This window comes from Actinoplanes italicus (genome assembly GCF_003001815.1).
Classification (GTDB): domain Bacteria; phylum Actinomycetota; class Actinomycetes; order Mycobacteriales; family Micromonosporaceae; genus Actinoplanes; species Actinoplanes italicus.
In genome coordinates this window covers 198325-223907 of the sequence record NZ_PVMZ01000002.1, presented here as the reverse complement: position 1 = coordinate 223907, position 25583 = coordinate 198325, and the positions used below count along the sequence as shown (strand labels likewise).

General features: G+C 70.4%; 22 protein-coding genes and 1 tRNA gene. 8 read left to right on the top strand and 15 right to left on the bottom strand.

What is annotated here, in order from left to right; translation table 11 throughout:
• Window positions 1-61: 61 nt before the first annotated feature.
• The 4 genes from CLV67_RS05005 to CLV67_RS04990 form a co-directional block, all read right to left on the bottom strand.
• Window positions 62-1861, bottom strand: coding sequence for an ABC-F family ATP-binding cassette domain-containing protein (locus CLV67_RS05005; protein WP_106315958.1), 1800 nt, complete (start codon window positions 1859-1861; stop codon window positions 62-64).
• 7 nt (window positions 1862-1868) lie between these two features.
• Window positions 1869-2822 (bottom strand): 4-(cytidine 5'-diphospho)-2-C-methyl-D-erythritol kinase, encoded by a 954-nt coding sequence (locus tag CLV67_RS05000; protein WP_106315957.1) that lies wholly within the window; start codon window positions 2820-2822, stop codon window positions 1869-1871.
• Window positions 2822-3706, bottom strand: coding sequence for a 16S rRNA (adenine(1518)-N(6)/adenine(1519)-N(6))-dimethyltransferase RsmA (gene rsmA, locus CLV67_RS04995; RefSeq protein WP_106315956.1), 885 nt, complete (start codon window positions 3704-3706; stop codon window positions 2822-2824). The genes CLV67_RS05000 and rsmA overlap by 1 nt, the downstream gene beginning before the upstream one ends.
• A 95-nt stretch (window positions 3707-3801) precedes the next feature.
• The gene (locus CLV67_RS04990; protein WP_106316435.1) at window positions 3802-4701 is read right to left on the bottom strand and encodes a TatD family hydrolase; all 900 of its coding nucleotides are present in this window, start codon (window positions 4699-4701) and stop codon (window positions 3802-3804) included.
• Between the two features lie 79 nt (window positions 4702-4780).
• On the opposite strand from CLV67_RS04990, the gene CLV67_RS04985 reads away from it, so the two are divergent.
• Window positions 4781-5815: a hypothetical protein gene (locus CLV67_RS04985; RefSeq protein WP_106316434.1), complete on the top strand. Its 1035-nt coding sequence runs from the start codon at window positions 4781-4783 to the stop codon at window positions 5813-5815.
• A gap of 67 nt (window positions 5816-5882) precedes the next feature.
• On the opposite strand, the gene metG is transcribed toward CLV67_RS04985, so the two are convergent.
• The gene (gene metG / locus CLV67_RS04980) at window positions 5883-7688 is read right to left on the bottom strand and encodes a methionine--tRNA ligase (RefSeq protein WP_106315955.1); all 1806 of its coding nucleotides are present in this window, start codon (window positions 7686-7688) and stop codon (window positions 5883-5885) included.
• 132 nt (window positions 7689-7820) lie between these two features.
• Between metG and CLV67_RS04975 the strand changes: the two genes are divergently transcribed.
• Window positions 7821-8741 carry a hypothetical protein gene (locus CLV67_RS04975; RefSeq protein ID WP_170153752.1) on the top strand — a complete coding sequence of 307 codons (921 nt, stop codon included), beginning with the start codon at window positions 7821-7823 and terminating at the stop codon, window positions 8739-8741.
• A gap of 24 nt (window positions 8742-8765) precedes the next feature.
• On the opposite strand, the gene rsmI is transcribed toward CLV67_RS04975, so the two are convergent.
• Window positions 8766-9623, bottom strand: a complete 858-nt coding sequence (rsmI, locus tag CLV67_RS04970) for a 16S rRNA (cytidine(1402)-2'-O)-methyltransferase (RefSeq protein ID WP_106315954.1) — start codon at window positions 9621-9623, stop codon at window positions 8766-8768.
• Between the two features lie 75 nt (window positions 9624-9698).
• Between rsmI and CLV67_RS04965 the strand changes: the two genes are divergently transcribed.
• The 3 genes from CLV67_RS04965 to CLV67_RS04955 all read left to right on the top strand — a co-directional run bounded on the left by CLV67_RS04965 (window position 9699) and on the right by CLV67_RS04955 (window position 14805).
• A complete protein-coding gene (locus CLV67_RS04965; protein ID WP_106315953.1) occupies window positions 9699-11282 on the top strand; it encodes a dolichyl-phosphate-mannose--protein mannosyltransferase in 1584 nt (527 codons plus the stop codon).
• Between the two features lie 461 nt (window positions 11283-11743).
• Window positions 11744-12460: a hypothetical protein gene (locus CLV67_RS04960; protein ID WP_106315952.1), complete on the top strand. Its 717-nt coding sequence runs from the start codon at window positions 11744-11746 to the stop codon at window positions 12458-12460.
• The gene (locus CLV67_RS04955) at window positions 12457-14805 is read left to right on the top strand and encodes a bifunctional polysaccharide deacetylase/glycosyltransferase family 2 protein (protein WP_106315951.1); all 2349 of its coding nucleotides are present in this window, start codon (window positions 12457-12459) and stop codon (window positions 14803-14805) included. Before CLV67_RS04960 ends, CLV67_RS04955 begins: the two co-directional genes overlap by 4 nt.
• A 52-nt stretch (window positions 14806-14857) precedes the next feature.
• Here CLV67_RS04955 and CLV67_RS04950 read toward each other — a convergent pair whose 3' ends face one another.
• The gene (locus CLV67_RS04950; RefSeq protein ID WP_106315950.1) at window positions 14858-16102 is read right to left on the bottom strand and encodes a GAF domain-containing sensor histidine kinase; all 1245 of its coding nucleotides are present in this window, start codon (window positions 16100-16102) and stop codon (window positions 14858-14860) included.
• Between the two features lie 117 nt (window positions 16103-16219).
• Here CLV67_RS04950 and CLV67_RS04945 point away from each other — a divergent pair, with 117 nt between their 5' ends.
• The 3 genes from CLV67_RS04945 to CLV67_RS04935 all read left to right on the top strand — a co-directional run bounded on the left by CLV67_RS04945 (window position 16220) and on the right by CLV67_RS04935 (window position 19255).
• Window positions 16220-16723, top strand: coding sequence for a DUF2199 domain-containing protein (locus CLV67_RS04945; protein WP_106315949.1), 504 nt, complete (start codon window positions 16220-16222; stop codon window positions 16721-16723).
• A gap of 10 nt (window positions 16724-16733) precedes the next feature.
• On the top strand, window positions 16734-17189 hold the full coding sequence (locus CLV67_RS04940; RefSeq protein ID WP_106315948.1) for a GNAT family N-acetyltransferase: 456 nt from the start codon (window positions 16734-16736) through the stop codon (window positions 17187-17189).
• A gap of 167 nt (window positions 17190-17356) precedes the next feature.
• Window positions 17357-19255, top strand: a complete 1899-nt coding sequence (locus CLV67_RS04935; RefSeq protein ID WP_170153751.1) for a C40 family peptidase — start codon at window positions 17357-17359, stop codon at window positions 19253-19255.
• A 49-nt stretch (window positions 19256-19304) separates the two neighbouring features.
• Here CLV67_RS04935 and CLV67_RS51685 read toward each other — a convergent pair whose 3' ends face one another.
• From CLV67_RS51685 to CLV67_RS04900, 8 genes are all read right to left on the bottom strand, one after another.
• Window positions 19305-19460, bottom strand: coding sequence for a hypothetical protein (locus tag CLV67_RS51685; protein ID WP_170153750.1), 156 nt, complete (start codon window positions 19458-19460; stop codon window positions 19305-19307).
• 15 nt (window positions 19461-19475) lie between these two features.
• A complete protein-coding gene (locus CLV67_RS04930) occupies window positions 19476-20330 on the bottom strand; it encodes a hypothetical protein (protein ID WP_146168984.1) in 855 nt (284 codons plus the stop codon).
• A complete protein-coding gene (locus CLV67_RS04925) occupies window positions 20308-21354 on the bottom strand; it encodes a type IV toxin-antitoxin system AbiEi family antitoxin (protein ID WP_239166029.1) in 1047 nt (348 codons plus the stop codon). The genes CLV67_RS04930 and CLV67_RS04925 overlap by 23 nt, the downstream gene beginning before the upstream one ends.
• 99 nt (window positions 21355-21453) lie before the next feature.
• Window positions 21454-21527, bottom strand: a tRNA-Ala gene (locus tag CLV67_RS04920).
• Window positions 21528-21854: 327 nt separating this feature from the next.
• Complete coding sequence (gene sepX / locus CLV67_RS04915; RefSeq protein ID WP_106315944.1) at window positions 21855-22607, bottom strand: divisome protein SepX/GlpR; 753 nt, start codon at window positions 22605-22607, stop codon at window positions 21855-21857.
• Between the two features lie 118 nt (window positions 22608-22725).
• Window positions 22726-23364 (bottom strand): GNAT family N-acetyltransferase, encoded by a 639-nt coding sequence (locus CLV67_RS04910; RefSeq protein ID WP_106315943.1) that lies wholly within the window; start codon window positions 23362-23364, stop codon window positions 22726-22728.
• Window positions 23365-24678, bottom strand: coding sequence for a molybdopterin molybdotransferase MoeA (locus CLV67_RS04905; protein ID WP_106315942.1), 1314 nt, complete (start codon window positions 24676-24678; stop codon window positions 23365-23367).
• Window positions 24675-25568 carry a UTP--glucose-1-phosphate uridylyltransferase gene (locus tag CLV67_RS04900; protein ID WP_106315941.1) on the bottom strand — a complete coding sequence of 298 codons (894 nt, stop codon included), beginning with the start codon at window positions 25566-25568 and terminating at the stop codon, window positions 24675-24677. Before CLV67_RS04900 ends, CLV67_RS04905 begins: the two co-directional genes overlap by 4 nt.
• Window positions 25569-25583: the final 15 nt, after the last annotated feature.

Below are 25583 nucleotides of genomic sequence, written 5' to 3'. Positions count from 1 at the left end.
TCGCGTATCCCCGACAAGCGGCGCAGGCACACCCCCCGGATGGCATTTCGCCCGCTGCGGATCAGCTGTCGCCGACCTGTTCGGCCAGGAGCAGCCATGCCTCCTCGGCTTCGGCCTTCTCCTGCTGGACGGCTTTGAGCTGGGCTTCGAGCTCGACGAGTTTGTCGTAGTCGCTGCCGTACTCCGCCAGGCTTTCGTTGATCTTGGCTTCTTTCTCGGTGAGCTTGTCCATCTGGCGTTCCAGACGGGCCAGGTCTTTGCGGGCCTGGCGGAGCTCACCGGAGGAGAGGCCGCTTGCGGCGGGTGACGCTTCGGAGACACCCTTGGCGGGTACGCCCGGAGCACCCGGAGTGGCTACTCGGGCGAGGTATTCGTCGATGCCGCCGGGCAGGTGCACGAGCCGTCCGTCGCCGAACATGCCGTAGACGGTGTCGGTGACGCGTTCAACGAGGTAGCGGTCGTGGCTGGCGACGATCATGGTGCCGGGCCAGGAGTCGAGCAGGTCCTCGAGCGACGCGAGGGTGTCGGTGTCGAGGTCGTTGGTGGGTTCGTCGAGCAGCAGCACGTTGGGCTCGGTGGCGAGCAGCCGCAGCATCTGCAGGCGCCGGCGTTCGCCGCCGGAGAGGTCGCTGACGGGTGTCCAGATCCGCTTGTCGGTGAATCCGAACACTTCGGCGAGCTGGCCGGCGGAGAGTTCGCGGTCGCCGAGTTTGACGCGTTTGGCGACCTCCTCGACGGCTTCGAGCAGGCGCAGGTGTCCGGGGAGTTCCTTGAGTTCCTGGGAGAGGAACGCGGGCCGGACCGTGCTGCCGGTGACGAGCCGGCCGCCGTCGGGTGTGGTGACGCCGGCGAGCAGGCGCAACAGGGTGGTCTTGCCGGCTCCGTTGGCGCCCAGGATGGCGATGCGGTCGCCGGGGCCGACCTGCCAGGTGAGGTCGCGGAAGATCGGTTTGGGGCCGGCGTCGAGTGAGACGTTTTCCAGGTCGTAGACCTGCTTGCCGAGCCGGGTGGTGGCCAGTCGCTGGAGGCTGACGTTGTCGCGGACGGGTGGGACGTCGGCGATCAGGGCGTTGGCGGCGTCGATCCGGAATTTCGGCTTGGAGGTGCGGGCCGGCGGGCCGCGGCGCAGCCAGGCGATCTCCTTGCGGAGCAGGTTCTGCCGGCGGGCCTCGACGGTGGCGGCGATGCGCTGGCGTTCGGCGCGGGTCAGCACCCAGGCGGCGTAACCGCCCTCATAGGTGTGCACCTGCTCGTCGACGACCTCCCACGTCATGGTGCAGACGGCGTCGAGGAACCAGCGGTCGTGCGTGACGACGAGCAGGGCGCCCTTGCGGGTGAGCAGGTGCTTGGCGAGCCAGTCGACGCCGGCGACGTCGAGGTGGTTGGTGGGCTCGTCGAGGATGAGCAGGTCGCTGTCGCGGACGAGGAGGGCGGCGAGGGCGACGCGGCGGCGCTCGCCGCCGGACATCGGGCCGACGGGAGTGTCGAGGCCGAGGTGGCCCATGCCGAGGCCGTCGAGGATGGTACGGACACCGGCGTCGCCGGCCCACTCGTGCTCGGCGCCCATGCTCTGCGGCAGCCAGGCGGTGCCGAGGACGACGTCGCGGACGGTGAGGTCACCGGCCAGGTTGAGGGTCTGCGGCAGCGTCGCGACCCTCAGATCACGGCGGTGGGTGACGCGCCCGGAGTCGGGTTCCTCGCTCTTGGCGAGCATGCGGAGAAGGGTTGATTTGCCGGCGCCGTTGAGGCCGACGATGCCGATGCGGGCGTCGTCGTCCAGGCCGAGCGACACGTCGGTGAGCAGTTGGCCGGCGGCGCCGTAACCTTTGCTGACCCGGTCCAGGTTGATGATGTTGGCCACGATGCGTCTAGATTACCCGCGCGCCGGGCTGGGGTCCGCGCGCGGTGACCGCCGTGCGGCAGGTCTTCGACGCGGTGAGGCCGGCGGCGATCTCCTGGGCGTGTGCGGCGTCGGCAGCCAGGAAGACGCAGGTGGGGCCGGAGCCGGAGACGAGTCCGGTGATGGCGCCCGCCTCGTGGCCGGCTTTGAGCACGTCGGCGAGCTGGGGTCGCAGGGAGAGGGCGGCGGCCTGGAGGTCGTTGCCGAGGGCCGCGCCGAGGACTTCGGGGTCGCGCTGGCGCATGGCGGCCATCAGCTGGTCGGGGCTGCCGAGCGGGGTGGGCGGCAGGGGCCGGTCGGCGGCGCGGAGCCGGTCGAGTTCGCGGTAGACGGCGGGGGTGGAGAGTCCGCCGTCGGCGACGGCGACGGCCCAGTGCCAGATGGTGGGACGGGCGAGGATGGGGCTGACGGCCTCGCCGTGGCCGGTGCCGAGGGCGGTGCCGCCATGCAGCAGGAACGGGATGTCGGAGCCGAGCTGGGCGCCGACCTCGGCGAGGTCGTCGCGGGACATGCCGAGGCCCCAGAGCAGGTCGCAGGCGATGAGGGTGGCGGCGGCGTCGGCGCTGCCGCCGGCCAGGCCACCAGCGAGCGGGATGCTCTTGCGCAGGTGCAGACGGGCGTAGGCGGGGACGCGGGCGCGGGCGGCGAGGGCCCGGGCGGCGCGGATGATCAGGTTGCTCTCGTCGAGTTCGAGTTCGCCGGTGCCCTCGCCCTCCATGGTGAGGCTGAGGGTGTCGCCGCGGCGAGCGGTGAGCTCGTCGAAGAGGCTGATCGCGTGGTAGACGGTGTTCAGCTCGTGGTAGCCGTCGGGCCGCAGGGGGCCGACCCCGAGGTGGAGGTTGATCTTCGCCGGGACGCGGACCTTGACCGGTCCGCGATGCGGACGGGGCTCGTCGTCGTCCGGTCCCCACGCCTCCGTCATCAGTTCGTCTCCTCGGGCTGCGCGTCGGACGGGCCGAGCTTACCGCCGGGAGCCGCCTGTTTCGCCGCTGCCGCGATCGCGGCGAACTCGCCGACGGTGAGGGCCTCGCCGCGGGCCTGCGGGCTGATCCCGGCCGCGCGCAGAACGGCTTCGGCCCGGCCGGGGCCGCCGGCCCAGCCGGCCAGGGCGGCGCGCAGCGTCTTGCGGCGCTGGGCGAAGGCGGCGTCGACGACCGCGAACACATCGGCGCGGGTGGCTCCGGCCGGTGGTTGGCGGAGGGTGAACGCGACCAGGCCGGAGTCCACGTTGGGCACGGGCCAGAAGACGGCGGGCGGCACCTTGCCGGCCGGTTTCGCCTCGGCGTACCAGGCGAGTTTGACCGAGGGCACGCCGTAGACCTTGGAGCCGGGTCCGGCGGTGAGCCGGTCGGCGACCTCCTTCTGCACCATGACGAGACCGCCGCGGAGGGAGGGCAGTTCGGCGAGCAGGTGCAGGACGACCGGGACGGCGACGTTGTAGGGCAGGTTCGCCACCAGCATGGTGGGGGCGGGGTCGAAGCGGTCGCCGGTGATCCTGAGGGCGTCGGCCCGGTGGACGGTCAGATGCGGCGCGGTGACGGTCTCGGGCAGGGCTTCCGCCAGGGTGGGGTCGATCTCGACGGCGTGCACGTGGCGTACCGCGCCGACCAGGCCGAGGGTGAGGGAACCGAGGCCGGGGCCGACCTCCAGGGCGACGTCGCCGGGGCGCAGGGCGGCCGCGGCGACGATGCGCCGGATGGTGTTGGGGTCGTGCAGGAAGTTCTGGCCGAGCTTCTTGGTCGGCGCCACGCCCAGGCGCGCGGCCAGGTCCCGGATCTCCGCCGGGCCGAGAAGTGTCTCCGCCATGCGCCAGAGCCTACGGTGAGCGGTCCGGGCCCTTGGACACCGACCGACGACCCGGCCTCGCACGGTTCGCTCAGGTCGTACACACGAAGGGGTTTTCAGGTCCAGGAGCCGAAGACCTCGGTGCCGTTCGCGGAGACGGTGGCGCAGAGGGTGTCGAGGTCGGTGCCGGAGGCGTCGGCGAGGGCCCGCATGGTGATCGGGATGAGGTAGGAGGCGTTGGGTCGTCCCCGGTAGGGGGTGGGGGTGAGGTACGGAGCGTCGGTCTCGACCATCATCTGCCCGGGCGGAGTGATAGCGGCTGCCTCGCGGAGGGCCGCGGCGCTGGCGAAGGTGACGGTTCCGGCGAAGCTGAGGTAGTAGCCGCGGCGGACGCATTCGGCCGCGAATTCCGCGTCGCCGGAGAAGCAGTGCAGGACGACCCGGTCGGGGGCGCCCTCGTCGTCGAGGACGCGCAGGACGTCGGCGTGCGCGTCCCGGTCGTGGATGATCAGTGCCTTGTCGTGGCGCTTGGCGATGGCGATGTGGGCACGGAAGCTCTCCTCCTGCGCGGCGCGGCCGTCCTCGCCGGTACGGAAGGTGTCGAGCCCGGTCTCGCCGACGCCGCGGACGCGGGGGCGGGCGGCCAGTGCCTCGATCTGCCGCAGCGCCTCGTCCAGGTCGGAGAGACGCGGCGCCTCGTTGGGGTGCAGCGCGACCGCGGCCAGCACCTGACCGTGTGCGTCGGCCAGGTCGGCGCCCCAGCGGGACGAGGCGACGTCGACTCCAACCTGGACCAGCCGGTCGACGCCGCTCTTGGCCGCGGCGGCGATCAGCACCTCGATCGGGTCACCCTCTCCGGGGACACCGGCTTCCTGCACGGTGAGGTCGAGGTGGGTGTGGCTGTCGAAGACCGGGACCGCGAGCGGTTCCGGGGCCGGCGGGAACTCGCCTGCTCGGCGGGACTCCTTGGCGCGGCGGCGGTCTGAAGGAGACTGACCGGAGGGTGACGAAGGCATGTGAGACATTGTGCACGTCGACATTTCCGGCAACCTCGTGTTCATCCGATATCCACCGGGATCACTTAGGTTGCGGGCCGTGACCGTGACAGGTGAGGACAGTGAGCTGGGCACCGACCCGCTCGACCCGCCTCTGATGGCGCCGCTGCGTCGTGGCCTCGACTGGCAGCAGGTGCAGTCGATGAGCCAGTCCGTCGCTTACCGGGACGATGCCGAGATGCGCCGGATCCGGGCGACCGCGGCGGTGCGGCGGGGCACGCGGATGACGAAGATTCTCTCTCCCGCGCAGGTCGCCGGGCATCTCGGCGGCTGGTTGCCGTATGGGTTCTGTTACCGCTCGTGCGACATCGCCCACCTGACCGAGCCGGGGCAGCTGGGGCTGCTGCGCACCGACGGCATGTCCGACGACAATGTCACGTTCGCGCTGCGCTGGCGGGCCGTGGACCCGCTCGACTACGAGGTGCCGGCCGGGCCGTCGCAGCCGGGGCTGCCGGCGCTGCCGGCGCATTCACGGATCGGGGCGATGGTGCTCGGCACCGGGTTCACACCGAGCACCGACGATCTGATCCCGGAGTACGTGACGGCCGGTTTCGCGGACCTGCCGCTGTCGGCGAACGCGCAGTTGCTGGCGTACCTGCCGGGCGGCGACGAGGTGGTGCTGTACACGTATCAGCCGGAGCAGCACGGATGGCTGCGGCTGGCCGGGCCGCGATGGCGTGGGCTGCTGTCCGGGATCCCCGGCGGAAGCCCGGACCGGGAGTACGTGCCGTGCAGCGCGACGGCTTCGGCACGGCTGGTCGGGCGGATCGACGACAACGAGTACGAGGCGGTCGCCGACCCACCCGGTGAGTTCCGGGTGCGGGCGCTGACCCGGGCCGCCCGGTATCCGGTGCAGACGCTGTCGCGGCGTGCCGAGCAGGCACGGTGGCGCGGGGTGCCGTGCTGGGTGCTGCAGCGTGACGAGACGTGGGCCCGGCTGCGGCTGCTGCGCCCGGACGCCGACACGGTCAACGCGGTCGGCGCCCGGTGCTACGAGCGGGGTATCTACGAGGCGTGGGCGCCGGTCGACGAGCTGACCGAGCATCACATCGCGGACATCGCCTACCAGTTCTGACGGTTGTCTCACAACGCCGATGCCCGCCGGGAACGCCGTCCCGGCGGGCATCGCATGTGCGGTCCGGTCAGGATTCGTCGTTGCCGAGGCGGGCCAGCTCCTCCTCGACGACTGACGGGTCGAGCTTGCGGAACACCGGTTTCGGGGCGGCCAGCGGAGTGCCCGCGGTGATCGGCACCGACTCCCAGCGGGCGCCGGTCGTGTAGTCGCCGGTCAGGATCGGGTAGCCGGGGCCGCCGTCGAGGTCCTCGACCTCCTCGATACGCGGCATCGGCGCGTGCACGCCCTCGCCGCCGAGCAGCTCGAACACCTTCTGCGCGGAGTGCGGCAGGAACGGGGTGAGCAGCGTGTTCGCGTCACTGATCACCTGCAGCGCCACGTGCAGCACGGTGGCCTGCCGCGGCTTGTCCTCGTCGGACTTCAGCTTCCACGGGGCCTGCTCGGAGAGGTACTTGTTGGCCTCGGCCACGACCCGCATCGCCTCGCCGATCGCCGCTTTCTGCCGGTGCTTGCCGATCAGCTCGCCGACCGTGGCGAAACCGGCCCTGGACACCTCCAGCACGGCACGGTCCTCGGCGGTCAGCTCACCGGCGGCCGGGATCTCACCGAAGTTCTTCGCGGCCATCGAGACCGACCTGTTGACCAGGTTGCCCCAGCCGGCGACCAGCTCGTCGTTGTTGCGCCGGACGAACTCGGCCCAGGTGAAGTCGGTGTCGTTGGACTCCGGTCCGGCGGCCGCGATGAAGTAGCGCAGGGCGTCGGCGTCGTAGCGCTCCAGGAAGTCGCGCACGTAGATGACCACGCGGCGCGAGGAGGAGAACTTCTTGCCCTCCATCGTCAGATACTCGCTGGAGACGACCTCGGTCGGCAGGTTGAGCCTGCCCAGCGATCCGGCGTCGCCCGCCTTGTCGCCCTCACCGGAGTAGCCGAGCAGCAACGCCGGCCAGATCACCGAGTGGAAGACGATGTTGTCCTTGCCCATGAAGTAGTAGCCGAGCGCGTCCTTGCCCTGCGCGTCGGCCGACCACCACTGCCGCCACGCCTCCGGGTCGCCGGTGCGCCGCGCCCACTCGATGGACGCCGACAGGTAGCCGATGACCGCGTCGAACCAGACGTAGATGCGCTTGTCGTTGCGGTCGCGCCAGCCGTCCAGCGGGATCGGCACGCCCCACTCGAGGTCACGGGTGATGGCCCGGGGCTGCAGGTCGTCGAGCAGGTTGCGGGAGAACTTGAGGACGTTGGGCCGCCAGTTCTCCCGGCGGTCCAGCCAGGCCCCGATCGCCTCGGCGAACGCCGGCAGGTCGAGGAAGAAGTGCTCGGTCTCGACGAACTGCGGGGTTTCGCCGTTGATCCGCGAGCGCGGGTTGACCAGCTGCTCCGGGTCGAGCTGGTTGCCGCAGTTGTCGCACTGGTCGCCGCGGGCGCCCTCGTAACCGCAGATCGGGCAGGTGCCCTCGATGTAGCGGTCGGGCAGGGTGCGGCCGGTGGACGGGGAGATCGCGCCGAGCGTGGTGCGGGCGACGATGTAGCCGTTGTGGTGCAGCCCCTCGAACAGCTCCTGCACGACGGCGTAGTGGTTGCGGGTGGTGGTGCGGGTGAACAGGTCGTAGGACAGGCCCAGGCCGTGCAGGTCCTCCACGATCACCCGGTTGTAGCGGTCGGCGAGCTGCCGCGGGGTCACCCCGTCGGCGTCGGCCTGCACCTGGATCGGGGTGCCGTGCTCGTCGGTGCCGGACACCATGAGCACGTCGTGGCCGGCCATCCGCATGTACCGGCTGAAAACGTCGGAGGGCACCCCGAAGCCGGAGACATGACCGATGTGGCGCGGGCCGTTGGCGTAGGGCCAGGCGACCGCGGCGAGAACGTGACTCATGACGTACAAGCGTAGTGACCGCTCGCGGCGGCCCGCGAACGGATTGCCGCCCGCCGCGCCGCTGTGCCGATTTGTCCCGACACGCCCGATCATTGACGTGCTCACCGCAGGCCTCCGGCGTTCAATGGGCAGGTGACCGGAAACGTTCCACAACCAGGGGAAACGCCCAGCGATCAGGGCAACCCGTGGACCCTGTCCGATGCCGAGGACGCCTGGTGGCACGCGGAGGCCGGCCCGGACGAGGCCGACGCCGGCCCGCCCGTCGCCGCGGCGCACGCCGCCGGGGTCCGTGACCTCACCCGGCACCTGGCCGAACCGCCACCCGCCGAGCCCCCGGGCGGATCACGACTCGCCACCGCCGGGGAGCTGATGATCATCGAGCCGGAGCGGGTCGCCCGGCCGGGCGTCACGCCGCTGCCCGAGGTGCTCGGCGAACCCGAGGTCGAGGCCCGGCTGGAACGGATGGAGAACTCGCCGTTCTGGCTCACCGAGGAGCAGCGGGCCGCCGCCGAGGCCGCCGGCCACGACCGGCCACCCGGCAGGCGCCGGCGCCCACCGGCCCACAACCCGCTGACCGCGCTGTTCTGCCTGGTCGTGCTGAGCCTGGTGGCGGCCTTCTTCGGCTGGGTCAGCGCGGAGCCGTTCTGGCTGGCGGTCGGGCACGGCGACCGGGGGTACGCGACGACGACGCTCTGCCAGGGCGACGGGCTGACCCAGCGCTGCACCGGACGGTTCGCCACCGCCGACGGCGGCTCCACGGTGTCGCAGGTCACCCTGCTCGGCATCGACGGCGACCGGCGGCACCCGGGCGCGGTCTCCCCGGCCCGGATGGTGAGCCCGGACAGCGGCCAGGTCTACACCGCACCGGCCGGGCCGCTCATGCACCTGCGCTGGGGACTCGGCTTCCTGCTCGTGCTGATCTGTGGTTACGGCATCGCGGAGGCCACCGGCGCACGGCGGCTGCCGACCCGGCCGACCCGGCGGTCCGCGACGATCGCCAGTTTCCTCGGGCCGCTGCTCCTGCTCGGTGGGTTCCTCGTCTCCGCGTACTAGAACTCGTCTCCGCGTACTAGAAGGTCAGGGCTTTTCATGGACCAGGGCGTAGACCGCGCGCCTACGCAGACCGTAGGCGTCGGCGACGGCCTGGATCGCGTCCCGGCGGCTCTCCCCGCCGGCCTCGCGCCGGGCCACCGCCTCCCGTAGCTCATCGTCGCCGGGCGCGGCCGGCGGACCGGCCGGCGCACCAGCCACCACCAGCGTGATCTCGCCGCGCGGCGGATCCTGGGCCGCGCCCTCGGCCAGAGCGCCCAGGGTGTCGCGGCGGATCTCCTCGTACGTCTTGGTCAGCTCCCGGCAGATCGCGGCCGGGCGGTCCGCGCCGAAGGTCGCCGCCAGATCCTCCAGCGCGCCCTTGATCCGATGCGGGGCCTCGAAGAAGACCAGCGTGCGCGGCTCGGCGGCGAGCTCGCGCAGCCGGGACCGGCGACCGGAGCCGGAGCGTGGCAGGAAGCCCTCGAAAACGAAACGGTCGCTGGGCAGGCCGGACAGTGCCAGTGCGGTGGTCACGGCGCTGGGGCCCGGCGCCGCGGTCACCGGGAATCCAGCGTCGAGCGCGGCACGGACCAGGCGGTAGCCGGGGTCGGAGACACTCGGCATGCCACCGTCGGTCACCACGGCGACGACGGCACCGGATCGAAGGGCTTCGACCAATTCGGGGGTACGCCGTTCGTCGTTGCCCTCGAAGTAGGAGACCACCCGCCCGCGCACCGTCACGCCGAGATCCTTGGCGAGCCGGGCCAGGCGCCGGGTGTCCTCCGCGGCGACGACGTCCGCCGAGGCCAGGACCTCGCGCAACCGGGTCGAGGCGTCGCCGGTGTTGCCCAGCGGCGCGCCCGCCAGGACGACCCTGCCGCCGGGTTCTTCTGCATCAGGCATCGGAAAAGTCCATCACATGTCAGGACGCGCCGACGGCGGGCGTCGGTTCTCAGCGCCTGGGCCTACGATCGCGGGGTGACGACGGCGGCGACAGCTGAGACAGAACTCACCACCGCGGACTCCCCCACCGGGGCGGAGTCGTCCCCGGGCGTGCGCGTCCTCCCAGCGGTGGTCCGGCGGCGCCTGTCGACGCTGGACCGCCGGTTCGACCCGTACTCGTGGCTGGTCACCGTGATCATCACGGTGGTCGCCGGGGTCCTGCGGTTCGCCGGGGTGGACAAGCCGAAGGGCTACATCTTCGACGAGGTGTACTACCCGACCGACGCCTGGGACATGCTGCAGCACGGCATCGAGTGGGACGAGAAGACCAACGGCGCCGCCTACGTGGTGCACCCGCCGCTGGGCAAGTGGCTGATCGCGCTCGGCGAGATGATCTACGGCAACACCGAGATGGGCTGGCGGTTCTCCACCGCGGTCGCCGGCACGCTGATGGTGATGATCCTGATCCGGGTCGCCTACCGGCTGTTCCACTCGATCGTGCTGGCCGGGATCGCGGGTCTGCTGATGGCGCTGGACGGTTTCCAGCTGGTCCTGTCGCGCACCTCGCTGCTGGACATCTTCATCGGCCTGTTCATCCTGATGACGTTCGCCGCGCTGGTGCTCGACCGCGACCACTACCGGCGCAACTGGCAGCGGGCGCTGGAGCGCGGATACGACCCGTCGGCCACACCGCACATCCCCCGGTTCATCCCGTGGTGGCTGCTCGTCTCCGGCATCTGCTTCGGGATGGCGTGCAGTGTCAAGTGGAGTGCCCTGTTCTTCGCCCCGTTCTTCGCGGCGCTGGTCCTCGTCTGGCGCTCGCAGGCCCGCCGGTCCGCCGGGGTCCGCGGCCCGATCATCGCCGGGATCCTCGGCGACATCGGCTGGCTCGCGCTCACCTTCGTCCTGTCGATCGTGGTCTACCTGGCCAGCTGGACCGGCTGGTTCGTCACCGACAACGGCTACTACCGGCACTACCGGGCCGACAACGGCTGGAGCGAGCCGCCGGTCATCGGTGACCTGCTCAACCTGATCCACTACCACAAGGAAGCGTTCAAGTTCCACACCGGACTGACGCAGAAGCACACCTACCAGTCGTGGCCGTGGCAGTGGCTGCTGCTCGGGCGGCCGGTGGCGTTCTACTGGTCGTCCGCCGGCACCTGCGGGGCGGCGAGCTGCGCGGCCGAGATCCTGCTGGTCGGCACGCCGATCCTGTGGTGGTCGTTCCTGCCGGCGCTGGGCGCGCTGGCCTGGTTCGGCGTCGCGCGGCGCGACTGGCGGGCCTACGCGATCATGACCGGGGTCGCCGCCGGGCTGCTGCCGTGGTTCTACTTCGCGGTCAAGGACGGCCGGACCATGTTCGCCTTCTACGCGATGCCGGCGCTGCCGTTCCTGATCCTCGCGGTGGTCTACGTCCTCGGGGCGATCATGACGCCGACGGAGGGGATGGCGACCGGCGCGGCGCGGACCGACCGGCAACTGGTGGGCACGGTCGTCGTGTCCACGTACGTCGTCCTGGTTGCGCTTTGTTTCGCCTACTTCTACCCGGTTTTTGTGGGCACGCTCATGCCGTACGACGATTGGTCGGTGCGGATGTGGCTGGGCGGCCGCTGGATCTAGCCGGGCCCGCCCGGATCCGGTCGGACTCGCCGGAAAACGAAAGGGCGCGCCCCGATCGCCTGCCACGGGGGAAGCGGGCGATTGGGGCGCGCAAGAAGAGCTTAACGAGCGGAGATGTCGCGCACAACGGGTGCCGGCCCGAGATTGTGGCGGTGCTCCCACCATCCCAGAGATTCGGACAATACGCTCTAATCTCGCTTAAGGTCCTTATCTCTTTGTGAGATCTGCTCGTTAAAACAGTCGGGAATGCGACAACAAATTGGCGAGCAAAACCGCGTAACCTCATTTGTTTTCGCACCGCACCGCAGCTCAGCGAAATGGCGGACCGGGCCGGCACACCCGTCCCCACCGGGCCAAACCTGACGCACCACCATTTCGTCCCATTTCATGTAATCAGCGGCCTGTCACCCTTGTGAGTGATCTGTGCCAAGATCGCAATAAATGTTCTTAAGCTTCGCCGCGTGACTTCGCAGGAGCCCAAGACCCCGCACAACGTCGACCCTCACTTCCCCGACACGGAAGTGATCGCCGTACCGGAGCCCGCGCCGGTGTTCGTGGACTCCACCGGACGACGCAGCCGAGTCCTCCGTGGCGTCGCCCTGGCCTTCGGCGTCCTCCTGGTCGCCTACGGTGGCCTGGTCAGCGTCAGTCTCGCCGGCGGCCCGGTCAGCTCGAGCGCCGTGCTGCCGTTCCCCGTCTTCGACGAGGAGTCCGACGACGACGAGCCGGCCCCGCGGCCCACCCGCACACCGCCGCCGTCGCCGAGCGCCACCACGGCACGGCCGGTCGTCGAGTCGACGCACCGCAACGCCACCGGCACGCGCCCGTCCCCCTCCGCGACACCGCGGACATCCGGGAAAACGACGAAGTCACCGAGCCCCAGTCCGTCGCCGTCCCGCTCGCCGGCCGGGCCGGTCACCAAACCGGTCGAGTCCGGATCCGTGAGCCAGGAGCCCGAGCCCGGCCCCGGCTCCGGCACACCGGTCGAGCCGGTCCCGCCGCCGGTCGTGCAGAACCCGGACAGCGGCGGCACCGGCGGCGGCGGACCCGTACCGGAGACCAGCGGCCCGGTCACCACCGTCACCACCGCGCCCACCGACACGCCCACCCCGTCGCGGCCGGCCGCCGACCACGACCCCGCGGACGCGGCCGTGCCGAGCACCCGGGCCGCGCCGTGAGCGCCGGTCCCGGCCACCGGGCCCGCCCGGCCGGCCGCCGGCGCATCCTGCCCCGGCCGCGGGTGCTCCTCGGCTCCCTGCTCGCCGGGTCGTTCGTGGCCGTACTGATCGTCCAGGCCTACATCAACGCCGAGTTCGCCGGCGATCACGTCGAGACCGAGGTCGGCGACCAGGCCGGAGTGCCGGCCGCCGTGCTGCGCGGCGGACCGATCATCAACACGACCGGCGGTCAGGAGAGCACCACCCGGCTGCCGGACCGCACCATCGCCCTCACCTTCGACGACGGGCCCGACCCGGCCTGGACGGCGAAGGTGCTCGAGGTACTGCGCAGGCACGACGCACAGGGCACCTTCTTCATGGTCGGATCCCAGGTCGCCCGGCATCCGGACCTGGCCCGGCGGGTCGTCGAGGACGGCAACGAGATCGGCCTGCACACCTTCACCCACCCGAACATGCAACGGCTCGCCCCGTGGCGGCGGGAGCTCGAGCTGTCCCAGAACCAGATGGCGATCGCCAAGGCCACCGGCGTACGGACCAACCTGGCCCGGTTCCCGTACTCCTCGAAGAACGCCGCGATCGACGAGACCAACTGGAAACTGATCAAGGAAGCGGGCGCCCTCGGCTACCTGGTCGTGGTCAACGACACGGACAGCAACGACTGGCGGCGCCCCGGTCCGCAGAAGATCATCGAGAACGCCACACCGCCCGACGGGCAGTCGGCGGTCATCCTGTTCCACGACTCCGGTGGCGACCGCGCGCAGACCGTCGCGGCCCTCGACGAGTTCATCCCGCGGATGAAGGCCCGCGGCTACCGCTTCACCACCGTCACCGAGGGCCTCAACCTCGGCATCCGGGAGAAGACGGCGGCGCCGCTGCCACTCAACCCGCCGGCGCCGGACGGCGACCGGTTGCGGGGCACGGCCCTGCTCTGGACCGTGGGCCTCGCCGACGGCCTGGTCACCGTGATCGGCGCCCTCTTCCTCGTGGTCGGGTCGCTCACCATCGGCCGTACGCTCCTGCTGCTGGTCCTCGCCACCCGGCACGCCCGGCAGCGCCGCAGACCGGACTGGGCATGGGGTCCACCGGTGACCGAGCCGGTCTCGGTGATCGTGCCCGCCTACAACGAGAAGGAGGGCATCGAGGCCGCCGTCCGATCGCTGGCCGGCGGCGACCACACCGAGATCGAGGTGGTCGTCGTCGATGACGGGTCCACCGACGGCACCGCCGATCTGGTCGAACGGATGGCCCTCCCCAACGTGCGCGTGGTCCGGGTGCCCAACGGCGGCAAGCCGAACGCCCTCAACACCGGTGTGGCCCTGGCCCGGCACGACCTGATCGTCATGGTCGACGGCGACACCGTCTTCGAGGAGGACTCGCTGCGCCTGCTGGTCCAGCCGTTCGCCGACCCCACGGTCGGCGCGGTCGCCGGCAACGTCAAGGTCGGCAACCGGGAGACCACGGTCGCCCTCTGGCAGCACATCGAGTACGTCATCGGCTTCAACCTGGACCGCCGCCTCTACGAGGTGATGAACTGCATGCCCACCGTCCCGGGCGCGATCGGCGCGTTCCGGCGGCAGGCGCTCAACCAGGTCGGCGGCGTCAGCGACGAGACCCTGGCCGAGGACACCGACGTCACCATGGCGTTCTGCCGGGCCGGCTGGCGCGTCGTCTACGAGGAGAACGCCCGGGCCTGGACCGAGGCGCCGACCACGATGGAACAGCTCTACCGGCAGCGGTACCGGTGGAGCTACGGGACCATGCAGGCGATGTGGAAGCACCGCAAGGCGATGTTCGACTCCGGGCCGTCCGGACGGTTCGGCCGGGTGGGGCTGCCGTTCCTGGCGCTGTTCGGGCTGGCGTTGCCGATGCTCGCCCCGGTGGTCGACATCATGCTCGTGTACGGCCTGGTCTTCTGGGAGCTGCACGAGACCGTCACCGCCTGGTTCGGCATGCTGGCCCTGCAGCTGTTCACCGCGGCGGTCGCGTTCCGGATGGACCGGGAGTCGCTCAAGCCGCTGCTCAAGCTGCCTTTGCAGCAATTCGCCTACCGGCAGCTGATGTACCTCGTGCTGCTGCAGTCGGCCACTACGGCTCTCACCGGCGGACGACTGCGCTGGCACAAGCTCAACCGCACCGGCCTGGCGCCCCGGTCCACGGCACCCCCACCTCCGCCGGCACCCTCACCTCCGCCCACGCCGCCGTATTCGGCCGAGCCTTCGGTGGCTCCCGTGGTGGAGACCTGGCCACCGGTCGGTGACGACCCGTACCGGGGTCCCGTCGGGCGGGCGGTCGCCCCGCCGGTGCCGTCCCAGGTCGTGCCGGACGACGTGCGGGAACGGCTCTGAGGCCGGCCCGCCCCCGATCGAACTGCAGCCGATCGGGGGCGGGTTCCGCGGTTCAGGCGACCGCCAGGTCCCGGATCAGCTCGGACGGCGACATCTCCGCGTACGGGAAGACGACGTGCAGCGAGGTGCCGTCCCCCGGGCGGTCGGACAGCGCCACCGTGGCGTGGTGCGCGTCGAGGATCCGTTTCGCCACCGCCAGCCCACGGTCCGGTCCCGGAACGTCCGCCGGGTTCGCGATGGCGCCGTAGTACAGATGCGGGAACAGGTCGGGGCGCATTCCGTCGGGCAGGTCCATGTCGTCGAGCCGTACCGTCGGGCCCGACTCCATCTCCGTACCCACCCGGACCCGGCCGCCCTCCGGTGTGTATTTCACCGCCGCGAAGAGCAGGTGCGTCAGCACCTGTTCGAGGCGCACCGGGTCGGCGATAATCGGCAGCGACGGACCACCGGCCTGGTTGAGGATCCAGATGTGCTTGCTGGCAGCGATCGGCCGGACCGCCTCCACCGCCCGCTGGGTGACCCTGGTCAGATCGCACTGCCGCATGTGCAGGCTGTCCCCGCCCAGCCCGGCGTCGGCCATCGTGGTCAGGTGGTCGATCAGCTCACGGAACCCACGCACGTGCGCCGCCGTGGCCCGGCCGACCAGATCGGCCATCTCCATGTCGTGATAACCGGTGTCGCCGAGCCGGTCCAGATACGCCGACATCAGCCGCAGCGACGACCGTAGCTCCCCGCCGACCAGCCCGGCCAGATCGTCCTTGCGGCGTTCCAGCTCCTGCAGCCGTGCCGTGGTGTTGGCCAGCGCGAACGCGTACCGGCGCAGTTCCAGCTGGGCGGTGACCTGCCGGGCAAGCGCGCGCAGCGCCTGCTGCTGCTCGACGTCCAGCCGGCGTGGCACGGTGTCCATCACGCACAGCGTGCCGAGCGCGAATCCGTCGGTGGTGAGCAGCGGCGCCCCCGCGTAGAAGCGGATCCCGTTCGTGGCCGTCACCAGCGGGTTGTCGGCGAACCGGGCGTCCTCGCGGGCGTCCGGGACCACCATCAGGTCGCGGCCGAGGATGGCGTGGGCGCAGAACGACACGTCCCGCGAAGTCTCCGCCAGCTCCACCCCCGTGCTGGCCTTGGCCCACTGACGGTCCGCGTCGACCAGGCTGACTGCTGCCGTCGGTGTCTCGCACACGCCGGCGGCGAGCGCGACGATGTCGTCGAAGTCCTTCTCCGGCGGGCTGTCGAGGATGTCGAGTGAGTAGAGTGCGGCCAGCCGCTCGATCTCGTTGTCGGGCAGTGGTGCTTTCATGTGGCGTCACCTCCGAGACTTGCTTCAGAGGTACCACCCAAAAGTAGCAATTCTCGCATTTCTCCCGGAACTGGCAGCTCAGCGCAGGCTCCTGACGAGCGGTTATGCTTCGCGCCCATGAGCACCGAGCAGTTCGTCTGCGGAACGTGCGGCGCCACCCACGACGGCCCGCCGCTCAGCTTCGCCGCACCGGCCCCCGACTACTGGCGGCCGGAGATGGCGGATCAGGAAGGTTGCCTGCTCGACGGCGACCTGTGCGTCATATCCGGGGAGCAGTTCTTCATCCGCGGCCTGATCGAACTGCCGGTGTGGGACACCGGTGACATCTTCACCTACAGCATGTGGGTCTCGCTGAGCCGGCCCAGCTTCACCAGGGCGGTCGACGTGTGGGAGCAACCCGGCCGGGAGAAGGAACCGCCCTACTTCGGCTGGCTTTCCAACATCATCGCCGGGTACGACCCTCCGACGCTCAACCTGCGGACCAACGTGCACACCAGGGCCGTCGGGCAGTTGCCGTACATCGAACTCGAACCGACCGGGCATCCGCTCGCCGTGGAACAGCTCGCCGGCATCACGCGTACCCGGGTGGAGGAGATCGCCTCGTTCCACCTCCACCGCTAACCTTCCCGCCATGGAACTGCGGACGATCGATCCACGCAACTACGAGGCGGCCCTGGAGCTGTCGGTCCGCCCCGATCAGGCCGACCTCGTCGCACCCGTCGTCAAATCCCTGGCCGAGGCGTACGTCTACGGCGAACAGGCCTGGCCACGCCTCGTCTACGACGACGACCAGCTCGTCGGTTTCGTGATGGCGTTCCTCGACATCCCGTGGACCGACCCGGACGACACCGACCGGCGCTCCGGCCTCTGGCGCCTCAACATCGCCGCCGCACAGCAGGGCCGCGGTTACGGCTCCTTCGCCGTCGAGGCCGTCTGCGCCGAGATCCGCGCCCGCGGTGGCACCGAGGCGTACGTCACCTACCACGCACGCGAGGGTGGCCCGGCCGCGTTCTACGCCAAGCTCGGCTTCCGCCCCACCGGCGAGGTCGTCGACGGCGAGACCGTGGCCGTCCGCGCGCTCGGCTGACCATCGAATTCTTGATTCTGGACGCGCACGGGATTCACCCCGCTACATAACCTCCACCTGACGCAGCCACAGATCGATCCGATCCGGGGCGGCGTCCGCGTTCGCAGATCGACATTGATCGATTAACGGGGAGGACGGCCATGCTCAAGACAAACAGACTCACGCTCATGACGGCGCTCGCGTTGGCGGGTGCCCTCACGATTCCGGGCGGGATCCCGGCCCAGGCGGCCGCGGCGGCTCCGGGGTGCCCCACCGCGGGCACCCTGCTCACCGACCTACGGGCCGATCCGCTCCTCGACGAGGCGGCCGGCAATCCGGCCGTACTGGAGAGCGTGAGTTGCGCCCTGCCCTGGGTCACCGCAGTCGTTCCGGCGGAAGGCGAGTACGACGCGTCGTTCGTGCTGTTCCGCTACGAGGACGCCGCGCTGCGCTGGAAGCCGCTCAACGTCGGCTCCGGCGGAGTCTGCGACGAGACCGTGCCCACCGACCTCGCGGCACAGCTCGAAGGCTGCCAGATCAACGACCCGGGCGAAGACCTCCCCGACGACGATCCGGGGGAGGACGAGGAACCCGCAGCCACCCAGAGTTCCGACAGCGGCAAGGTCTCCGCACTCGCGGCCTCCTCGGTCGGCGGGCCGATCACCCGGGCCGAGATCATGCGGCGCGCCCAGGGCTGGGTCGACAACCAGCCCGGCCCGTACAGCCAGAAGGCGTTCGCGTGGGACCCCACACACACCCGCAAGTACCGGCGCGACTGCTCCGGCTACGTGGGTATGGCCTGGCACCTCAACGCCGACCCCAGCACGCGGACACTGCACAACTATTCGAACCAGATCAGCAAGTCGGACCTGCAGCCCGGCGACATCCTCAACATCGCCGCGAAGCACGTGGTCCTCTTCAAGAGCTGGAAGACAGACCGCCGGCACTTCACCTACTACACCTTCGGGTCGACCCCGGTGAAGATCCGGACGGCGTCGATCGACTCCGGCACCATCGACAGCCACCGGGCCACCAGCTACGTGGCGCGGCGGTACACGAAGATCGCGGCCTCCCCCACGCAGCCGGCCCCGCCGAAGCCGGCAACCGGCTCCGAGCCGGCGATGGCGTACGACCAGGGCGACGGCACCATGCGCATCTACCGCTGGCTCTCCGACGGCAACTCGTTCAACCGCACCAGCGACTACGACTCCGGCTCCTTCCGCCTCAGCAACGTCGGCGACCGGATGGCCTCCGGCGACGTCAACGGCGACGGCAAGGACGACGTGGTCATGGCCTACCAGCAGGCCGACGGCACCTTCTCGTTCTACGTGTGGCGCAACGGCAACTCCGCCGCCAGCGTCTGGTACACCAGCGGATCCTTCGGCCTCGGCCGGGTCGGCGGCCGCCTCGTGCTCGGCGACTTCAACGGCGACAAGAAGGCCGAACCCGCCATGGCGTACGACCAGGGCGACGGCACCATGCGCATCTACCGCTGGCTCTCCGACGGCAACTCGTTCAACCGCACCAGCGACTACGACTCCGGCTCCTTCCAGCTGAGCAACGTCGGCGATCGCATGGCCTCCGGCGACGTCAACGGCGACGGCAAGGACGACATCGTCATGGCGTACCAGCAGCCGGACGGCACGTTCTCCTACTACGTGTGGCGCAACGGCAACTCCGCCGCCAGCGTCTGGTACGACAGCGGCTCGTACAACTTCGCCAGGGTGGCCGGCCGACTGGTGCTCGGCGACTTCAACGGCGACGGCAAAGCCGAACCCGCGATGGCGTACGACCAGGGCGACGGCACCATGCGGACGTACCGCTGGCTCTCCGACGGCGACTCGTTCAACCGCACCAGCGACTACGACTCCGGCTCGTTCCGCCTCAGCAACGTCGGCAACCGGATGGCGGCCGCCGACGTCGACGGCGACGGCAAGGACGACATCGTCATGGCGTACCAGCAGGCCGACGGCACCTTCTCCTACTACGTCTGGCGCAACGGCAACTACGCCGCCCGGGTCTGGTACAACAGCGGCTCGTACAACCTGAACAACGTGGCCGGCCGCCTCGTGCTCGGCAACTGGTAAGAACTCTCGACACGGCCCCCGCCCCTGCAGGGGCGGGGGCCGTTCCCGTTCACCGGCGCAGGATCGCAAAGGCGACCGCACCGTTGGCGTCCCCGATCGACGACACGTCCACCGCGTGCCCCGAACTGTCCGTGTCCACCCGCAGATCGATGGCGCTGTAGCCACGACCGGGCGTGCAGGTCCGCGGGTTCTGCTCCGCCGTCACCGTGCCGATCCGGCTTCACCAGGCCGCCGCCTCAGGGCCGAGCCGCAAGCCGCGCTCGACAGCCCGGAGCAACACCTGCCGCCGTTCCGGCGAATCCGGCCAGTCCGCCGCGTTCGTCACGTTCATGTGGTGAATCAACAGCCCTCTGGGCGAGGCGGGCCAGCGCTCGACGATCTCGGACAGCCGCTCGGCGCCGATGAGGTCGGCGATGTCCACGCCGAGAAGGCGGGCCGCCGTCGCGGAGTCGTCCAGGTCTTCCTCGACCAGTAGCTCCTGGCCCTGCACGGTCTCGTAGAGACGGGTCGCCACAGCGGGCGACCTGGAATACCAGTAGACGACCGTAGCGATATCGGATGCGTCCTTGTACTCGCCGTATGCGCTGCGATCAAGCCAGGCTGCCAGCTTCAGTGCGGCGTAGCCGGCGGCGGTCGGCATTCGGATGGTTCCCGCGTTCGGCAGCCGCAACTCAAGGGCGGCCGCGAAGACCTCGGTGAAGCCCCACACACTGATCGGCGCGCGGCGGGTTGTGGGCGCCACCGTGCCGGGTGGGTCCTCCACCGAACCGAAGGGCATCAGATCAGCGATCGTCTGCCCGACCTGGAACCGGATGCCGGTGTTACCGGCCGGTCGAAGCTTCGTGACCAGCTCGTCGTAGGCCGCCCAGTTTGCGACCGCAAGCCCGAGGTCGATGTCGGACGTGACCCGCAGGGGGAACTCGAACCCGAAGGCGCTCTGCAGGATGTCGCGGCAGTGGGCTCCCACCAGCAAAACCTCGCCGGATTTCAGCCGCTCCGACTTCGCCATAAGCTCCGTCGTCACCCTGTCGACCACGTCGAGGAACGTCGGATCAACTCCAGTCAGGTCGAGCAAATCGGGCCCTCCATGTCTTGGCCACCTCGGTGAGACGGGGATCTCCGGCCGCCATCAGGTCGGCGTAGATCAATGGCCAGGGCGCGTTCTGCGGCCCCGCCGTAACGTCCTCGTCGGACGGGCGCGGCGAAACCCAGAACTTCCGGCGAACGAAGACGTTGGGCACCCGATCCGGGTTCGTGCTCCAGCGATTGACGATCGCGAGTTTCGGATCCCAGGAGCTCAGGTAGACGGTCAACGTCGCCGGACGAGCGATGTCGACACCGTCGGCCGACTCACCACTCAGATAGGCGGGCTGCTCCGTCGTCATCGGCCGACCGGGATCACCGGAGAACCGGGCGAGGTGAAGGCGCGGACCGAGGCCGGTCGAGTAGGCGGCGGTCCACAGGTCGAGCAACTCGCCGAATCGGGCCGGCTTCTTCGAACTCCCCGACAGGTAACCCGCGGCAGTCAGGTGCTTGAGCACATCGTGCGTCTGTCCCAGGGAGGTTCCCGCAACGGCGGCGATCTCCCGGCGCTGCCCGCCGATGAGCTCCGGCCAGGCGAGAAGCGCCATGATCACCTGGGCGCGGCTCCGGCTGAAGAGGTTCGGCTCCTGCACGCCGGCGACCAGGGATCGGTTATCACGGTCGTGCGCGACCGGATCGACACGGCCGCGCACATCGACGAACACGCCATCGAAGGCGACGAAAGCATTGCCTGCCGCATCGACGAACTGGATGTTCGCCTCACGGAAGGCCTCGGCGCTCCGGCGAGTGATCCGGTCCCCGATCACCAGCAGAGGATCAGTCCCCATGTATCTGCCGTGGGCGAGGGCGGTCAGCGTCATCGACGACTTCACCTGAACCGCGTAAACGCTCCTGGCGTCGCCCCGCGACAGGGTGATGACCGCATCCGCGCCGCTGTCCGGCCGGGCGTGATCGGGCTCTCTCGACAGCCTCACGCCGAACTCCTGCAGGCGCGCCTGAGCGAGCTCAAGCCGACGCTCCACTTCGTCGAAGCCAACGCCTGTTCGGTTTTGCACGCCGTTCATTTTATTTGAACAGGGGCAGAAACTGAACGACAAGCGAGCGGAGTTTCAAACACAAAAACGCCTGGACCGAAGTCCAGGCGTTGAAAGGGGTGGAGCTGTGGGGATTTGAACCCCAGACCCCCTCGATGCGAACGAGGTGCGCTACCAGACTGCGCCACAGCCCCCTGGTCGTCTGGTGACGTCGTCACCTTGGAACCGTTGAAAGGTTAACAGGTCCACGAAGCACCCCGCGAACCACCCCACCCCGACACGTCCGGCCGGGTGGATCTTCGCAGCGGCGGTGCGCCGCCACCCGGTTCCAAGCAGATCTTGTTAGGTTGCGCCGCCCGACCCACCACAAACGCACAAGATCGGCCCGGCGACACCGGCGACGCCCGGGAGGGCAACAGCCCGGATGGCGGCCCTGGGAGCGTGAGTCCCGCCCGCGTCGCCGGGGAGGCACGGGACGGGGTCGGCTGCGTTTGACCGGCGCTCCCTTCCGTACAAAATGATCATGAGGCGTTGTGGTGCCGCCCACCCGCCTCGTAGGCACGACCTCGCAGACCGCCCCGCCGGCGATAGGAGACCGAGCCGCCGTTGGCGGCGACCGGAAGGTCGGACGGTTCCCGGTCGAGGCCCATCGCCGCACGCCGGACGGCTTCGCGCTGGGCGGCCAGACGCCGCTGGGCCTCGCGGCGGGCGGCGGCGCGGCGGGCCTGTTCGCGGCGGACCTCGGCCTGGCGGGCGGCGAGCCAGGCGGCCTCGCGGGCCTGGACGCGACGGCGACGGCGGTCGGCGATGGCGCGGTTGCGCAGGTGTACGAGATAGAGCGCGAGCAGACTGCCGGTGACCGCGAAGCTGATCCAGAAGCCGGGTCCGACCGCGACGACACCGACCAGTTCGATGGCGTTGAGCAGGACAAGCGCGGCGAAGACGCGACGGCGGCGGACGACCGCGGGGGTGCCCCGGCGTTCCGGGACGCGCCGGGGTGGACGCTTGCCGGTGACCAGGCGGAGACGCCGCTCGGGGGCGGGAGCGGGATCACCCGTTGGGGCGGGAACCGTAACCGTGACCTCGCGCGCGGGGTTGATCGGTCGGCGTCCGGGCACGGTGCGGATCCGGCGCCGGCGCTGCAGCACCCGCGCCGTCGACGACGCCCGCTCCGCGGCGAGGCGCTCGGTGGCGTCGTACCGGCGGACGAGGGCCGGGGCGAGGGCGAGCAGGCCTGCCGCGGCGAGGACGGCGAGGAGCACCGAGGTCGGCACCGTGACCTCTCCGATCCGCCACGACGAATGACACGTGAAATGACACGACGAACGTGAGGTTACGGGCGGTAGCGGTGATATCTCGCGCGCCGCGCCGGTAGCGTTCTGACGTTCAAGATCAGTTCGACGTGCGTACCCGTCGCCAGCGTGCCAGCAGGCCGCCCTCGGCGGCGATCTCCTCGCTGGTCATGGCGTAACCGAGGTGATCGCGCCAACCACCGTCGATGTGCATGTAGCGCTGGTGGTAAGCCTCTTCTCGGAAGCCCAGTTTCTCGACGACCCGGCGGCTCGGCCCGTTCTCCGGCCGGATGTTGACCTCTATGCGGTGCAGTCCGCCCGGCCCGAAGGCGTGGTCGACGGCCAGGGCGAGCGCGGTCGGTATGACACCGCGGCCGGCGACCCGATGATCGACCCAGTAGCCGGCGTACGCCGACGCGAACGCCCGCCGCACGATGTTTCCCAGGTTGACGTGCCCGACGAGACGTTCCCGGCCGTCCTCGACCAGGCAGACGGCGAACGGCATGCTGTCGCCGTTACGGGCGGCCCGTTTCATGTCGCGGTAGACGTATCCGAAAGCGCGCGGCGAGTTCATCTCCGCCCACGGGCCGGGCGGCGCCGACTCCCAGGGAGCCAGCCAGGTCTGGTTGGCGACACGGACCTCGGACCAGTCGCGGGCGTCACTACGTTTGTACGGCCGCAGCAGCACGGCCCCGTCCGCCAGTACAGCGGGCCATCCGGGCGTGGTGGCCCCCAGCATTCATCGCCTCCGGTCGAGCAGCAGAACGTCGACGGTCGAGCCCGCGGCAGCTGTGGTGACCCGTTCGCCGAGTACCAGCAGGCCGTTCGCCTCGGCCAGACCGGAGAGAGTGTACGGCCCACCGGCGAGCGGCTGCACCGTGTAACCACCGCCCCGCCGTTCCGCCACGTGCGCCGGCCGGAACTCGCGCAGCCCGCCGGGCGAGGAGACCGTCTCCAGCAGGTGTGCCTTGATCCCGGGCCGGAACACCGGCTCCGCACCGGCGAGCAGCTGGATCACCGGCCGGGCCAGCACCTCGAAGCCGATCAGCGCGGCGCCCGGCTCACCCGGCAGGCACACCACCGGGACCTCCTCGCCGCCGACCGTGCCGAATCCGAGCGCGGTGCCGGGGCAGAGCGCGACGTCGGTGAACTCGACGTTGCCGCGCCCCGGGCCGGGACGCGACAGCACCCGGCGCAGCATGTCGCCCGGTCCGGTGCCGGTGCCGCCGGTCGTGATGATCAGGTCGGCGCGCAACGTCTGGTCCTCCAGCAGGCCGCGCAGGCCTTCCGGGTCGTCGTCGCAGATGCCGATCCGGTACGCCATCGCGCCCGCCTCCACCGCGGCCGCCGTGAGCGCGTGCGAGTTGGCGTCGACGACCTGTCCGGGCTGGCTGGGCCGGCCCACGTCGACGAGTTCGTCGCCGGTCGCCACGACGACGACCCGCGGGCTGGGCCGGACCATGACGTGCCCGATGCCGGAGGCGGCGAAGACCGCCACCATGGGCGGGGTCACGTACGAACCGGCGGCGGCGAGGAGCTGCCCGACGGCGATCTCCTCACCGGCCCGCCGTACGCCGGAGCCCCGTTTCGGCGCGTGCAGGATCTCCACGGCCGCCATGCCCTGGTCGGTCCAGTGGATCGGGACGACCACGTCGGCGCCGAGCGGCAGCGGTGCACCGGCGGCCACCGAGAAGCAGGTGCCCGGGGTTAGCCGGACCGGTCGCCAGTGCGCCGCGCCCATGTCGCCGACCACGTTCAGCCGGACCGTGCGGGCGGTGTTCTCGAACTGCCCGAACGACGGGTGCGACCCGATGCGCCCGGCACCGGCCAGGTCTTCCCATCGGGCCGCGTACCCGTCGATCGCGGCCTGGTCGAACGCCGGGAACGGGTGCGGCGCGACCACGTCGGCCGCGAGCACGTTCCCGTGCGCCTGGGTGAGATCGAGGTCGAGCGGAGGCAGCGCGCGGAGCCTGCGCAGCACGCTGCCCAGGTACTCGGCTAGAGGCATCAGCTCGTTGGAAGCGGCCGCCTCGCGATCGGCCGTGGCGGTCATCCCTTCCGGCCGCCGATGAATTCGGTAAGCCAGGCCCGGAACTCCTCGCCCAGATCGGGCCGCTGCACCGCGAGCTGGACGACGGCCTGGAGGTAGCCGAGCGGCATGCCGGTGTCGTACCGGTGGCCGCGGTAGACGATGCCGTGCACCGGCACGCCGTCGGCGAGCATCGTCGCCATCGCGTCGGTGAGCTGGATCTCGCCGCCGTTACCGGGCTTGGTGTCGGCGATCACGCCGAAGATCTTGCCGGGCAGCACGTAGCGGCCTAGCACCGCCAGGTTGCTCGGGGCCTCCTCGGGCGACGGCTTCTCGACCAGGCCGGTGACCTCGACGACGTCCTCGCCCAGATCGCTCTCACGGATGGAGGCGATGCCGTACCGCGAGGTCTCGTGCGGCGCGACCTCCATGAAGGCGAGCACGATGCCGCCGGTCTTCGCCTGCAGGTCGAGCATGGCCGGCAGCAGCGGCTTGTCCTCCTCGACGAACTCGTCGCCGAGCAGCACCGCGAACGGGTTGTCGCCGACGTGCGAGGCGGCCGTGCCGACCGCGTGGCCGAGACCGAGCGGCTCGCCCTGGCGCACGGTGTAGATGTCGGCGAGTTCGCTGGACCGGCGGACCGCGGCGAGACGCTCCTTGTCGCCCTTCTCCTCGAGCCGGGCCTCCACGTCGGGACGCCTGTCGAAGTGGTCCACCATCGCGGTCTTGCCCCGCCCGGTGACCAGCAGCACGTCGGTGATGCCGGCGGCCGCGGCCTCCTCGACGATGTACTGCAGAACCGGCCGGTCGACGACCGGCAGCAGTTCCTTGGGCACGGCCTTCGTGGCCGGCAGGAATCGGGTGGCGAGTCCGGCGGCCGGGATCACCGCCTTGACGGCGCGCTTCGTCGTCATTCAGTCACTTCACCT

Bases quoted from the DNA above. Each gene is read 5' to 3' on its own strand.
- CLV67_RS05000 (WP_106315957.1), bottom strand. From the start codon at position 2,822: ATGACGGAGGCGTGGGGACCGGACGACGACGAGCCCCGTCCGCATCGC.
- rsmA (WP_106315956.1), bottom strand. From the start codon at position 3,706: ATGGCGGAGACACTTCTCGGCCCGGCGGAGATCCGGGACCTGGCCGCG.
- CLV67_RS04990 (WP_106316435.1), bottom strand. From the start codon at position 4,701: ATGCCTTCGTCACCCTCCGGTCAGTCTCCTTCAGACCGCCGCCGCGCC.
- metG (WP_106315955.1), bottom strand. From the start codon at position 7,688: ATGAGTCACGTTCTCGCCGCGGTCGCCTGGCCCTACGCCAACGGCCCG.
- rsmI (WP_106315954.1), bottom strand. From the start codon at position 9,623: ATGCCTGATGCAGAAGAACCCGGCGGCAGGGTCGTCCTGGCGGGCGCG.
- CLV67_RS04950 (WP_106315950.1), bottom strand. From the start codon at position 16,102: ATGAAAGCACCACTGCCCGACAACGAGATCGAGCGGCTGGCCGCACTC.
- CLV67_RS04945 (WP_106315949.1), top strand. From the start codon at position 16,220: ATGAGCACCGAGCAGTTCGTCTGCGGAACGTGCGGCGCCACCCACGAC.
- CLV67_RS04940 (WP_106315948.1), top strand. From the start codon at position 16,734: ATGGAACTGCGGACGATCGATCCACGCAACTACGAGGCGGCCCTGGAG.
- CLV67_RS04935 (WP_170153751.1), top strand. From the start codon at position 17,357: ATGACGGCGCTCGCGTTGGCGGGTGCCCTCACGATTCCGGGCGGGATC.
- CLV67_RS04910 (WP_106315943.1), bottom strand. From the start codon at position 23,364: ATGCTGGGGGCCACCACGCCCGGATGGCCCGCTGTACTGGCGGACGGG.
- CLV67_RS04905 (WP_106315942.1), bottom strand. From the start codon at position 24,678: ATGACCGCCACGGCCGATCGCGAGGCGGCCGCTTCCAACGAGCTGATG.
- CLV67_RS04900 (WP_106315941.1), bottom strand. From the start codon at position 25,568: ATGACGACGAAGCGCGCCGTCAAGGCGGTGATCCCGGCCGCCGGACTC.